This is a genomic window from Acidovorax sp. ACV02, from assembly GCF_014851475.1.
In the GTDB taxonomy this organism is placed as follows: domain Bacteria; phylum Pseudomonadota; class Gammaproteobacteria; order Burkholderiales; family Burkholderiaceae_C; genus Acidovorax; species Acidovorax delafieldii.
Genome location: NZ_JACUZU010000004.1, coordinates 111,180 through 123,670, shown reverse-complemented (window position 1 = coordinate 123,670; position 12,491 = coordinate 111,180). Strand labels below are relative to the sequence as shown.

At 64.2% G+C, this 12,491-nt stretch carries 13 protein-coding genes; 9 read left to right on the top strand and 4 right to left on the bottom strand.

Annotated features, from left to right (window positions below; all coding sequences use genetic code 11):
- Positions 1 to 43 precede the first annotated feature (43 nt).
- Positions 44 to 376 carry a nucleotide pyrophosphohydrolase gene (locus IB236_RS11085; RefSeq protein ID WP_192420745.1) on the top strand — a complete coding sequence of 111 codons (333 nt, stop codon included), beginning with the start codon at positions 44 to 46 and terminating at the stop codon, positions 374 to 376.
- Between the two features lie 178 nt (positions 377 to 554).
- On the opposite strand, the gene IB236_RS11080 is transcribed toward IB236_RS11085, so the two are convergent.
- From IB236_RS11080 to IB236_RS11070, 3 genes are read right to left on the bottom strand one after another with little or no spacing between them, the layout of a single operon-like run.
- Positions 555 to 1,592, bottom strand: a complete 1,038-nt coding sequence (locus tag IB236_RS11080) for a DctP family TRAP transporter solute-binding subunit (protein WP_192420743.1) — start codon at positions 1,590 to 1,592, stop codon at positions 555 to 557.
- A 38-nt stretch (positions 1,593 to 1,630) separates the two neighbouring features.
- Positions 1,631 to 2,929 (bottom strand): TRAP transporter large permease, encoded by a 1,299-nt coding sequence (locus IB236_RS11075; protein WP_056745317.1) that lies wholly within the window; start codon positions 2,927 to 2,929, stop codon positions 1,631 to 1,633.
- Positions 2,926 to 3,489 carry a TRAP transporter small permease gene (locus IB236_RS11070; RefSeq protein WP_056059347.1) on the bottom strand — a complete coding sequence of 188 codons (564 nt, stop codon included), beginning with the start codon at positions 3,487 to 3,489 and terminating at the stop codon, positions 2,926 to 2,928. Before IB236_RS11070 ends, IB236_RS11075 begins: the two co-directional genes overlap by 4 nt.
- A 217-nt stretch (positions 3,490 to 3,706) precedes the next feature.
- Here IB236_RS11070 and IB236_RS11065 point away from each other — a divergent pair, with 217 nt between their 5' ends.
- The 6 genes from IB236_RS11065 (at position 3,707) to IB236_RS11040 (ending at position 9,046) form a co-directional block, all read left to right on the top strand.
- Entirely contained in the window at positions 3,707 to 4,639 is a 933-nt protein-coding gene (locus tag IB236_RS11065; protein ID WP_056745314.1) for a LysR family transcriptional regulator, read from the top strand.
- 181 nt (positions 4,640 to 4,820) lie between these two features.
- Positions 4,821 to 5,717 carry an amino acid ABC transporter substrate-binding protein gene (locus tag IB236_RS11060; protein WP_056059343.1) on the top strand — a complete coding sequence of 299 codons (897 nt, stop codon included), beginning with the start codon at positions 4,821 to 4,823 and terminating at the stop codon, positions 5,715 to 5,717.
- A gap of 117 nt (positions 5,718 to 5,834) precedes the next feature.
- Positions 5,835 to 6,734: an amino acid ABC transporter substrate-binding protein gene (locus IB236_RS11055; protein ID WP_056059342.1), complete on the top strand. Its 900-nt coding sequence runs from the start codon at positions 5,835 to 5,837 to the stop codon at positions 6,732 to 6,734.
- Between the two features lie 108 nt (positions 6,735 to 6,842).
- On the top strand, positions 6,843 to 7,601 hold the full coding sequence (locus IB236_RS11050) for an amino acid ABC transporter permease (RefSeq protein WP_056059340.1): 759 nt from the start codon (positions 6,843 to 6,845) through the stop codon (positions 7,599 to 7,601).
- Between the two features lies 1 nt (position 7,602).
- On the top strand, positions 7,603 to 8,268 hold the full coding sequence (locus IB236_RS11045) for an amino acid ABC transporter permease (protein WP_056059987.1): 666 nt from the start codon (positions 7,603 to 7,605) through the stop codon (positions 8,266 to 8,268).
- A gap of 40 nt (positions 8,269 to 8,308) precedes the next feature.
- Complete coding sequence (locus IB236_RS11040) at positions 8,309 to 9,046, top strand: amino acid ABC transporter ATP-binding protein (RefSeq protein ID WP_056059339.1); 738 nt, start codon at positions 8,309 to 8,311, stop codon at positions 9,044 to 9,046.
- A 108-nt stretch (positions 9,047 to 9,154) separates the two neighbouring features.
- On the opposite strand, the gene IB236_RS11035 is transcribed toward IB236_RS11040, so the two are convergent.
- Positions 9,155 to 10,075 carry a MurR/RpiR family transcriptional regulator gene (locus tag IB236_RS11035; RefSeq protein WP_192420741.1) on the bottom strand — a complete coding sequence of 307 codons (921 nt, stop codon included), beginning with the start codon at positions 10,073 to 10,075 and terminating at the stop codon, positions 9,155 to 9,157.
- A 99-nt stretch (positions 10,076 to 10,174) separates the two neighbouring features.
- Between IB236_RS11035 and IB236_RS11030 the strand changes: the two genes are divergently transcribed.
- Both IB236_RS11030 and IB236_RS11025 read left to right on the top strand, forming a co-directional pair.
- Positions 10,175 to 11,356, top strand: a complete 1,182-nt coding sequence (locus tag IB236_RS11030; protein WP_192420739.1) for a M20 family metallopeptidase — start codon at positions 10,175 to 10,177, stop codon at positions 11,354 to 11,356.
- Positions 11,357 to 11,399: 43 nt separating this feature from the next.
- Positions 11,400 to 12,389, top strand: a complete 990-nt coding sequence (locus IB236_RS11025) for a tripartite tricarboxylate transporter substrate binding protein (RefSeq protein ID WP_099731250.1) — start codon at positions 11,400 to 11,402, stop codon at positions 12,387 to 12,389.
- Positions 12,390 to 12,491 lie beyond the last annotated feature (102 nt).

Genomic DNA, 12,491 nt, shown 5'->3' with positions numbered 1-12,491 from the left:
TAGTGGAATATGCTCTGTTAGCTATTGAATCAGGAGCAATGGAATGTCTGTCGATTTGACGGAGCTGCAGACCCGGTTGCGCGCGTTTGCGGCGGAGCGGCAGTGGCAGCCGTTCCACACCCCCAAGAACCTGGCGATGGCGCTGATGGTCGAGGCGGCCGAGCTGGCCGAGATCTTTCAGTGGATGACGCCGGAACAGTCGCTCGCCGTGCGTGAGGACCCAGCGCTGAAGGAGCCCATTGCCGATGAGGTGGCCGATGTGCTGCTGTACCTGCTGCAACTGGCGGACCACGCGGGCGTGGACCTGGCCGAGGCGGTGGAGCACAAGCTGCGCAAAAACGCGGTCAAGCATCCGGTTTCCGATGATTCGAAGTGAAAGTGGCGGGTAGCGCTAGTGCAATATGCTTGTATTGCTATCAAATTAATAGTTTCATGGCGGATGCGGCACCAGGGCCCGTCTTCCGGTCTACCCAGCAAAAAGCCCCGCCATGGCGGGGCTTTGGCAAACACCGGGCAACTGTCGCGCACCGGTGACGGACGGGCCCACTCAAGGGTCACTTCTTGCGTGCAGCAATGGCCTTCTCGGCAGAGCCCACCAGGTCGGCGCCGATCTGGCCCTTCCACTTTTCGTACACGGGGCGCGTGGCCTTCACGAAGGCTTCGCGCTCGGCGGCTGACAGCTGCGTGACGGTCACGCCGTTGGCAGCAATTTCCTTGAGCAGGGGCTTGTCGGCCTCGACCATGCCCTTGCGGGCGATGGCGATTTCTTCCTTGCCGGCGTCGATGGCGGCCTGCTTCACGATCTCGCGGTCGGCGGGCGTCCAGCTGTTCCAGATGTCCTTGTTCACCACGAACACCAGCGGGTCGTTCACGTAGCCCCACATGGTGATGTGCTTCTGGGCCACGGTGTGCAGCTTGGCGGCCTGGTACACGGCGATGGGGTTCTCCTGGCCGTCCACGGCGCCGCTGGCGAAGGCGGGCTGCGCGTCGGCCCAGCTCATCTGTGTGGGGTTGGCGCCCAGTGCGGTGAAGGTGTCCAGGAACAGGGGCGAGCCCACCACGCGGATCTTCAGGCCCTTGAGGTCGGCGGGGCTCTTGATGGCCAGCTTGGAGTTGGAGATTTCGCGGTAGCCGTTTTCACCCCAGGCCAGGGGCACGACGCCGGCCTTGTCCAGCGTGGCGAAGATCTGCTTGCCCACATCGCCCTGCGTCACTGCATCGACGGCGGCGTAGTCAGGGAACAGGAAGGGCAGCGAGAACAGGTTGAGTGCCTTGACCTGGGGCGACCAGTTGATGGTGGAGCCCACGGCCATGTCGATCACGCCCTGGCGCAGCGCGCTGAACTCGCGCGTCTGGTCGCCCTGGATCAGCGACACCCCGGGGTACAGCTTGATGTTGATGCGGCCGTTGGTGCGCTCGCGCACCTTGTTGGCCCACAGCTCACCGCCCTTACCCCAGGGGAAGGCCGTGCCCAGCACCAGCGACATGCGGTACTCGCTCTTGTACGCGGTCTGCGCGATGGCGGCTGGGGCGGTGAACGCCAGGGCGGCGGCAGCGGCCACGGCGGAAGTGAGGAAGGTGCGCAGTTTCATTGTGTCAGTCTCCTGGTTAGAAATTCGTCGGCAAGGGGTCAGTAGCCCAGTTTGGCGGGCAGCCACAGGGCCAGTTGCGGGAAGGCGATCACGGCCACCATCACAAGGAACATGGCGAACAGCATCCAGCCCACCCAGCGCACGGTCGATTCCATGCGCACACCGGCAATGCGGCAAGACACCATCAGGTTCACGGCCAGTGGCGGGGTGAACTGGCCCAGGGCTACCTTGAGCGTGAGGATGACGCCAAACCAAACCGGGTCCCACTTGTAGTGCTGCATGATGGGCAAGAGCAGCGGCACAAAGATCAGGAAGATCGAGATGCCGTCAAGGAACATGCCCACCGTGATCAGCAGCACGATGAGCAGCGCCAGCACGCCGTACTCGCCCAGGCCCGAGTTCACGATGGCGTTGGCCACCGGGTCGATCACGCCCAGCGTGGACAGCGAATACGCAAAGATGCCCGCGAGCGACACCACGATGAGGATCACCGCCGACAGCTCGCCCGATTCGCGCAAGATGGGGAACAGGTCGCGCACAGAAATCGTGCGGTGGATCACCATGCCCACAAAGAGGCCATAGAACACCGCGACCACGGCGGCTTCCGTCGGCGTGAACCAACCGGCCCGCATGCCGCCCAGGATCAGCACCGGCGCGGCCAGGCCCCAGGTGGCCTCGCGCAGGCTCTTCCAGAATGGGGGGCGGGGCATGGTGGCTTCGAGTGCGCCCATCTTGTGCTTGCGCGCCATCCACACGGCGGGCACGATGAGCGCCACGCCTGCCAGGATGCCGGGGATCATTCCGGCCGCAAACAGCGCGGGCACCGAGGCGCCCGGCACCAGCACCGAGTAGATGATGAACGCGACCGATGGCGGGATCAGGATGTCCGTGGCCGCGGCGGCCCCCACCACGCTGGCCGAGAACGAGGGCGGGTAGCCCGCGCGCGACATGGCCGCGATCATCACCCCGCCCACAGCGGCGGCATTGGCCGGGCCCGAGCCCGAGATGCCGCCCAGGAACATGGCCACCGCAATGGCCACCAGCGGCAGCATGCCCGGGCCACGCCCGACGATGGCCACGGCGAAGTTCACGAGGCGCAGCGCCACGCCCGAGCGGTCGAAGATGGAGCCCACCAGCACGAACATCGGAATGGCCAGCAGCGGGTATTTGCCCAGCCCGGCGTAGAAGTTCTGCGGCACGGCCAGCAGGCCGAACCACTGGCTGTCGGCATTGGCCAGCGCGATGGCGGCGGCTCCGGCCAGGCCCAGCGCGGCACCAATCGGCACGCCCACAAACATCAGGCCCAGAAAGGCCACAAACAGCAGCGTGGCGATCATGGTTGCGCATCCTTGTGCGCCGGGGCGGCATCGCTGACCGCGCCGCGGCTGCGGCGGATGAACAGCCCGATGGCGCGTGCCGTGATGAGCGCAGAGAACACGGGCAGCCAGATCGAATACCACCACTGCGGCACGCCGATGCCGGGGGAGGTTTCGCCAAAGCTGTAGTCGTCCCACACCACGCGCACGCTCAGGACGGCGATGACGCCAAACAGCAGGGCCACGGTGGCCGCGCCCAGCATGGACAGGCGCTTGCTGCGCAGGGCAGAGCCGCCCTCGGCAAAGTACTCGATGCGGATGTGCTGGTCACGTGCCACGGCGGCCGAGCCTGCGATGAGCGCCAGCGCGATCATCAGGAACACCGAGATTTCTTCTGTCCAGGCGAACGAGGAGTTGGTGAAGTAACGCACCAGCACGTTGGCAAATGTGATGAGTGCGAGGGCCGCCATGACGATGACGGTGAGCCAGTCTTCAAGGCGCAGCGAGCGGGGCTCGGCCTCGGGACTCGCGGCGCCGGGCAGTGCGTCGGTCGCAGGCCCTTGGGGGGAGGAGGAGGACATGGGGCAGGGGAAGGAGGAGAACAAACACGGGAGCATGCGGGTCGCCCTGCCCGGCAGTGTTGTGCACCAGGGGCCTCGACGCGGAGCGCTGTAGGCGCCGCTTTCTATTATGCGATGGGTTGCTATGCATGCACACCATTGGTGCGCCGCGTCAGCACTGTGTAAACCCTCATGCCAGCGGCCAGCACGGTGTAGCCCGCGCGCGGATAATGCACCGATGGAAACCAAGTGGCTTGAAGATTTCGTCAGTCTTGCGGAAACCCGCAGCTTCAGCCGGTCAGCGCAGCTGCGGCATGTGACCCAGCCAGCGTTCTCGCGGCGCATCCAGGCGCTGGAGGCCTGGGCCGGCACCGACCTGGTGGACCGCAGCTCCTACCCCACCCGGCTGACCCCGGCCGGCAAGACCCTGTACGACCAGGCCCTGGAAATGCTCCAGTCGCTGCAGAACACGCGTGCCATGCTGCGCGCGCACACCAGCGCAGGCAAGGACATGATCGAGTTCGCCGTGCCCCACACGCTGGCGTTCACGTTCTTCCCGGCCTGGGTGTCCAGCCTGCACGACAAGTTCGGCCCGTTCAAGAGCCGCCTGATTGCGCTGAATGTGCACGACGCGGTGATGCGCCTGGTCGAAGGCGGGTGCGACTTGCTGATCGCCTACCACCACCCCTCGCAGCCCTTTCAGCTCGATGCCGATCGGTATGAGATGGTCAGCCTGGGTCAGGAAGTGTTGTCGCCCTACAGCAAGGCCGACGCCGATGGCCAGCCCGTGCACCGCCTGCCCGGCCGCGCAGGCCAGCCGCTGCCCTACCTGGGCTATGCGCCCGGCGCCTACCTGGGGCGGGTGACCGAACTCATCCTCAAACAATCGCAGACGCCCATTCACCTGGAGCGCGTGTACGAGACCGATATGGCCGAAGGTCTCAAGGCCATGGCGCTGGAAGGGCATGGTGTGGCCTTCTTGCCCCACAGCGCCGTGAAGAAGGAGCTGCGCTCGCGCCGCCTGGTCAGCGCCGCGCCCCCCGACACCGAAGGCCTGCAGATGACCATGGATGTGCGTGCCTACCGCGAAAAGCCCAATGGCAAGGACACCCCCAAAGGCACGGCGCAGGCGCTGTGGACCTACCTGCAGGCCCAAGCGGCCTCATGCTAAGGGTAAATACGGACATAAACACTTTGCATAGTTGTGCGCGCAAACGGCATTGGAATTTCACCGTAACGACACGTACAGTCTGCGCCATCGCCGGATCGGTGGATAGCAGCGTGTGCCTTGGCAGGGCCCCACGGTGGCACGAAGATTGCAAACCCGGTTCATTCCTTCACAGAGGCATCGTATGAAAGTTCAGCATTGGGGATTGGCCTGGGGCCTCGCAGCACTGTGCTGTGCGGTCGGTGCGTCTGCGCAGGCCAGCGTGCTGGAGCGCGTGGCTGGCGGTGGCAAGCTGGTCATTGCCTACCGTGAATCCTCGGTGCCTTTCTCGTACATCGACAGCCAGTCGGGCAAGCCCGTGGGCTACGCGCTGGACCTGTGCCTGCGCATGGCCGAGCTGGTGCGCAAGAAGACCGGCAAGAAGGACATGGAGATCGAGCTGGTGCCTGTCACGCCGGCCAACCGCATCGCCATGATCGAGCAGGGCAAGGCCGACATGGAGTGTGGCTCCACCACCAACAACGCCGAGCGGCGCCAGAAGGTGGCCTTCACCATCCCCCACTTCATCACCGGCGCGCGGCTGCTGGTCAAGTCCTCCAGCACCATCGACAGGGTGGAGGATCTCAACGGCAAGAAGCTGGTGTCCACCAAGGGCACGACGCCCCTGAAGGCAGCCGACCAGGCCAACCGCGAGCGCCTGATGGGCATCACCATCGTCGAGGCACCCGACCATGCCAAGGCGGTCGAGATGGTCGAGAAGGGTGAGGCCGATGCGTTTGTGATGGACGACGTGCTGCTGTACGGCCTGGCGGCCGGGCGGCCCGACCCCAAGGCGCTTAAGGTGGTGGGCCGCTTCATGACCACCGAGCCACTGGCCATCATGCTGCCCAAGAACGACCCTGAGTTCAAAAAGCTGGTGGACGAGGAAATGCGCCGCCTGATTACCAGCCGCGAGATTTACCCGATTTACGACAAGTGGTTCAACAAGGCCATTCCACCCAACAACACCGTGCTGAGCCTGCCGGTCAGTTACTTGTTGCGCGACTTCTGGAAATACCCTACCGACCAGGTCCCGTTCTGACTAATATCCCTGGTTGCGTGCTACCCCTTTTTGGAGTGCGGTCCTGACCGGTTACCCCCGGCTGGCCCCTGTCTCTAAAATCCCCCCCTTTTTCGTTTTCAACACAAGGAGATCCCTATGAAGAAACATTTGCTCGCGGTTGCCGTGACCGCCTTGGCTGCAGGCAGCGTATTTGCCCAGGCCAATGACACTCTGGCCAAGATCAAGGCCTCCGGCAGCGTGACGCTGGGCGTGCGCGAGTCTTCGGGTCTTTCGTACACGCTGGGCAACGGCAAGTACGTGGGTTTCCACACCGAAATGGGCGAGATCGTTCTGCACGACATCCAGAAGCAACTGGGCTTGCCCAAGCTGGATATCAAGTACCAGCCCGTGACCTCGCAAAACCGTATTCCGCTGGTGACCAACGGCACCGTGGACCTGGAGTGCGGCTCCACCACCAACAACGCCGCCCGCCAAAAGGACGTGGCGTTTGCCGTGACCACCTATGTGGAAGAAGTGCGCACCGTGGTGAAGGCCAACTCGGGCATCACCTCGATCAAGGACCTGAACGGCAAGACCGTGGCCACCACCACCGGCACGACCTCCGTGCAGACCCTGCGCAAGCACGAACGTGCTGGCGGCATCGACTTCAAGGAAGTGTTTGGCAAGGACCACGCCGACAGCTTCCTGATGCTGGAAACCGGCCGTGCTGACGCATTCGTGATGGACGGCTCCATCCTGGCTGCCAACGTCTCCAAGTCCAAAAACCCTGCCGATTACAAGATCGTGGGCGAAGTGCTGTCGGTGGAACCCATCGCCTGCATGCTGCGCAAGGACGACCCCGCGTTCAAGAAGGCTGTGGACGACTCCATCAAGCGCCAGATCGCCGACGGCTCGCTGGCCAAGCTGTACGACAAGTGGTTCATGCAACCGGTGCCACCGACCAACACCAAGATCGGCCTGCCGATGTCCGACGCTACCAAGGCAGCCTGGGCATCGCCTAACGACAAGCCCATGGAAGACTACGCCAAGAAGTAAGCTCTGCAACGCTTGTGCCCCTTCGGCCAGCTGGTTTGAAGGGGCTTTTTTGTTGGGTCGGCCCAGTGGGCCCCCCAGCGCAAAACCAAAAATTAAAGGGGTGCTCCTATGAGTTGGGATTGGCAGGTGTTCTGCCAGGACACCATGGACCGGGATGTGGTGCAGGGCTGCTTTGGCAAAGGCGGCGAGATCACCTACCTGGACTGGATGCTGTCGGCCTGGGGCTGGACGGTGTCCGTTTCGCTGCTGGCCTTGCTGCTGGCGCTTGTGTTGGGTTCATTCATCGGTACGCTGCGCACCTTGCAGGATCGCCCGATGATCGTTCGGCTGGGCAATGCCTGGGTCGAGCTGTTTCGCAATATTCCGCTGCTGGTGCAGATTTTCCTGTGGTACCACGTGCTGCCCAGCCTGTTCCCGGTGCTGCGGGGCGTGCCCGGTTTTGCGCTGGTGGTGCTGGCGCTGGGCTTTTTCACCTCGGCACGTATCGCCGAGCAGGTGCGTTCGGGCATCCAGGCCCTGCCACGCGGCCAGCGGTATGCCGGCATGGCCATGGGTTTCACCACCTTCCAGACCTACCGCTATGTGCTGCTGCCCATGGCGTTTCGCATCATCATTCCGCCGCTGACCAGCGAGACGATGAACATCTTCAAGAACTCGTCCGTGGCGTTTGCCGTGTCGGTGGCCGAACTCACCATGTTCGCCATGCAGGCGCAGGAAGAAACCTCGCGCGGCATCGAGGTCTATCTGGCGGTGACCACGCTGTACATCATCTCGGCGTTTGCGATCAACCGCATCATGGCCTTCATTGAAAAGCGTGCACGCATCCCTGGCATGGTCGTGAGTGGCGCGGCCGGAGGGGGGCATTGATATGAATCTCGATTTCTCCTTCTACAACTGGGACCTGATCTCCAACTTCGTGCTCAAGGGGCTGTACTTCAGCCTGATCCTCACGCTGGTGGCCACCATCGGGGGCGTGCTGTTTGGCACCGTGCTGGCACTCATGCGCCTGTCGGGCAAGAAGTGGCTGGATGTGCCTGCCACCATCTACGTCAACGGCATGCGCTCCATTCCGCTGGTGATGGTGATCCTGTGGTTCTTCCTGCTGGTCCCCGCCATCATCGGCCGCCCCATTGGCGCGGAAGTGTCGGCAGTCATCACCTTCATTGCCTTTGAGGCAGCGTACTTCAGCGAAATCATGCGCGCTGGCATCCAGTCCATCCCACGCGGCCAGGTGTACGCCGGCCAGGCATTGGGCATGACTTACGGCCAGAACATGAAGCTGGTGGTGCTGCCCCAGGCGTTCCGCAACATGCTGCCCGTGCTGCTCACCCAGACCATCATCCTGTTCCAGGACACGTCGCTGGTTTACGCCATTGGCGCCTACGACATGCTCAAGGGCTTTGAAGTGGCGGGCAAGAACTTTGGTCGTCCGATCGAGGCGTACCTGGCTGCTGCGGTTCTGTACTTCATCATGTGCTATGCGCTGTCCTGGGCGGTCAAGCGCCTGCACCAGAAGATCGCGATCATCCGCTGATCGAGGCTGGTGCAAAAGAGATTGGATTGAGGAAAAAGAAATGATCGAACTCAAAAACGTATCCAAGTGGTATGGCCCGGTGCAGGTGCTCAACGAGTGCTCGGCCACCATCAACAAGGGTGAAGTGGTCGTGGTCTGCGGGCCCTCGGGCTCCGGTAAGTCCACACTCATCAAGACCATCAACGCGCTCGAACCCTTCCAGAAGGGCGAGATCACGGTCGATGGCGTGAAGCTGCATGACCCCAGCACCAACCTGCCCAAGCTGCGCAGCCGCGTGGGCATGGTGTTCCAGCACTTCGAGCTGTTCCCCCACCTGTCGGTGACGGACAACCTGACCATTGCGCAGATCAAGGTGCTGGGCCGCAGCGCGGACGACGCCAAGAAGCGCGGCCTCAAGATGCTGGAGCGCGTGGGCCTGATCGCCCACAAGGACAAGTTCCCCGGCCAGCTCTCGGGCGGTCAGCAGCAGCGTGTGGCCATTGCGCGGGCGCTGAGCATGGACCCCATCGTGATGCTGTTCGACGAACCCACATCCGCGCTCGACCCCGAAATGGTCGGTGAAGTGCTGGACGTGATGGTGGGCCTGGCCAACGAAGGCATGACCATGATGTGCGTGACCCACGAAATGGGCTTTGCCCGCAAGGTGAGCAACCGCGTGATCTTCATGGACGTGGGCGGCAAGATCCTGGAAGACTGCTCCAAGGACGACTTCTTCAACAACCCCGACGCACGCCAGCCGCGTACCAAGGACTTCCTCAATAAGATCCTGCAGCACTGAACGGTGCTTGCACTCCAGCGCCGCAAGGGTTGGGGGCTACAAAAAAAGCGCTCTCCGGAGCGCTTTTTTCATGGATCCACCCAGGGCTGAACGTCTGCTGCGCGCAGGCTAGCGCTTGCTCCGCCGACTGGCTGGCGAGGGGCTTTCCACGATGAGTTGCGACTCGAAATCCGTCCACAGATCGTCGCGCCGCTTCAGTGCCTCGGACACCGCCTTGTGCCGCAGCTGGGCCACGGCCGACACCAGCGCATTGCACAGGAAGAACGCGGCGGTGTAAGAGTCGAACGGCGACGCATTGGACGTGCGCACCTGCAGCCGGTGGTGGGACAGCGCGGCCAAGGGCGCAGCGGCGCTGTCGGTGATGGCCAGCACCTGGGCCCCCGCGTCGCGAAAGCGCTGCGCCACTTTCACCGGCCCGCTGGCGTAGCGGCGGATGCTGAAGACCAGCAAGGCATCTTCGGGCTGGATCCACAGCAGCTGGTCGGTGGCGTCCACCGCGCCAGCCCCCAGTTCGTGCACGCCCGGGCGGCACATGTTCAGGTGCAGCGCCAGCCAGGCGGCCACCGGGGCGCTGTTGATCTGCGCCAGCACAAAGATGCGTCCCTTGCCCTGTGCGATGCGCGTCACCATGGCCTCGAAGGCCGCCATGTCCAGTCCGTCGCGCGTGGTGGTGAGGTTGTGCTGGTCGTGCAGCAGCGCATCGTCCACACACTGCTGCAGGCTGCGCCGGGTGCCGATGGTGACCGGCGCGCGCTGCCCCGCCGTTTGCAGCAGGGCGGTGACCTCGGCCCGCGCCTCGCGCTGGGCCTCGGCATAGCTGCCGTAGCCCAGCTTGGCAAACAGCCGCACCACGGTCGATGCACTGGTGCCAGTGCGCGCAGCGAGGGCGGTGGCGGACTCCAGCAGGGCGTGGGGGTAGTCGCGCCCCAGGGCCTCGGCCAGCGCCCGTTCGCTGGCGGTCAGGTCGGCGTCCTGGCGGGCCAGCCGCTCGGTCAGCAAGGCGTTGGATTCGTGCAATGATGATTTCATAAAATTCTCATTCGTGCAAAATACGTTGCAGAACCCCGGGTCGCGTGCAACACTGCGGCCCAAATTTTGCCCCTACCTGGGGCTTGCCCAAGGACAACGATGCTCAATACCCTGAACGAAGGTCTGCTGCCGGTGCGTGCGCAGGTCCTGGACTGGCTGGCCAGACAGCAGCAGTCCATGCAAGACCTGTTGCAAAAAGTGGTCAATATCGAGAGCGGCAGCCGCAATGAGGCGGGCGTGGCAGCCGTGGCCCATGCCCTGGCCGAGCGCCTGCAGGCGGCCGGTGTGCCGGTGCAGTTCGAGCCCGTGCCCGGTTATGGCGTGCTGCTGCATGCGCAGGTCAACCCGGCAGAGGGCGCTGCAGCCGGTGGCGCGCCCATCATCCTCATGGGGCACATGGACACGGTGTTTCCCGATGGCACCGTGGCCAAGCGCCCTTACCGCGAGGAAGCGGGGCGTGCCTACGGCCCCGGCGTGGCCGACATGAAGTCCGGCCTGGTGCTCAACGTGTTTGTGGCCGAGGCCTTTGCGCGCTGCGGCGGCCTGCAGGCGCCGCTGCACCTGTTCTTCTCGTGCGATGAAGAGATCGGTTCGCCCGCCACGCGTGACCTCATCATGGCCCGCGTGCGGGGGGCGCGTGTGGTGTTCAACGCCGAGCCGGGCCGTGTCAGCGGCAACGTGGTCACCAGCCGCAAGGGCTCGATGGTGGTGGAGTTCGAGGTGCAGGGCGTGGCCGCGCATGCAGGCATCAACCACGCCGCTGGCGCCAGTGCCATCGAAGCCCTGGCCCGCAAGACCCTTGCGCTGCATGCGCTGACCGACCCGGCCACGGGCGTCACCTGCAACGTGGGCGTGGTGCAAGGGGGCATCGTGCCCAACATGGTGGCCCCTCACGCACGCGCTGAGGTGGACCTGCGCTTTACCGCCGACACCAACCCCGACGAACTGCTGGAGCGCGTGCGTGCCATCGTCGAAGAAGAGTCCGTGCCCCGCACCCAGGGCCGCATCACCACCACGCGCCGCACCCTGCCCATGAAGTCCACCCCGGACGACCTGCTGGCGCTGTACCAGCAAGGCGCGCGGTCGCTGGGCTTTGAGGTGCAAGGCGAGTTCACCGGCGGCGCGGCCGACAGCGGCCTGACCGCATCGGTGGGCGTGCCCACGCTGTGCGCCACGGGCCCGGTGGGCGGCCACGCACACACCGAACGCGAGTACTGCGAGCTGTCCACCTTTGTGCCACGCGCGCAGGCCGTGGCGCTGGCCGTGCTGGCACACCCCTGATTTTTTGTACCTTCCCGCCCCATTTTTGAGTTCTTTGATCGTCATGCACACCACACCTTCCCGTCGCCATCTTCTGACCACCGGACTGGGCCTTGCCGGCCTCGCCGCGCTGCCCGCCATGGCGCAAGACAAGTTCCCTTCGCGCCCGATCACGCTGGTGGTGCCCTTCCCGCCGGGTGGGTCGGTGGACATCATGGCGCGCCAGTATTCCGAGCCGCTGTCGCGCGTGCTGGGCGTGCCCATCGTGGTGGAAAACCGCGCCGGCGCGGGTGGCTCGGTGGGCGCGCAGTATGTGGCGCGCTCCAAGGCCGATGGCTACACCCTGGTCGTGTCGTCGCAAAGCAGCCACCTGGCCAACCCGCTGACCCAGCCCAAGATCGGCTACGACCCGGTCAAGGATTTTGAGAACATCGCCATCCTGGGCCGCCAGCCCAACGCGCTGGTGGTGCACAGCAGCCTGCCGTTCAAGACCTTCAAGGAGTTCATCGACTACGCCAAGAAGAACCCGGGCAAGCTCAACTACGGCAGCGGCGGCGTGGGCAGCATGGGCCAGCTCAATGTGGAAATGCTCAAGGTGTCCACGGGCGTGTTCACCACGCACATTCCCTACCGTGGGGGCACGCCGCTGATCACGGGCGTGCTGGGCAACGAGGTGCAGTTCATCCTCGACAACCTGGTCATCATGCTGCCCCACATCCAGGCGGGCAAGGTGCGCGCCCTGGCCGTGGCGGCCGACCAGCGCCTGCCGCAACTGCCCGATGTGCCCACCATGGCCGAGGTGGGCCACCCCGAGCTCAACCTCACCTCCTGGACGGGCCTGGCCGCGCCTGCGGGCACACCCGATGCGGTGGTGCAGACGCTGTACAAGGCCGTGCGCCAAGTGGCCACATCGCCCGCCATGGTGGCCAACCTCAAGGACCGTGGCGTGATCGTGCCTGAAGAGATGTCGCCCGCCGCGTTCGAAAAAATGATGGCGGACCGGATGGTGAAGTTCGGCGCGGTCGTCAAACGCGCAGGGATCACCGCCGAATAAACCGGCAGATCTGACCCTGGCGCTACCGTGATGAGCCGTTTCATGCGGTAGCGCTAAGAACATATGCCTCGCCAGCTATGAAAATGAGAGCGTTTGGAGGCG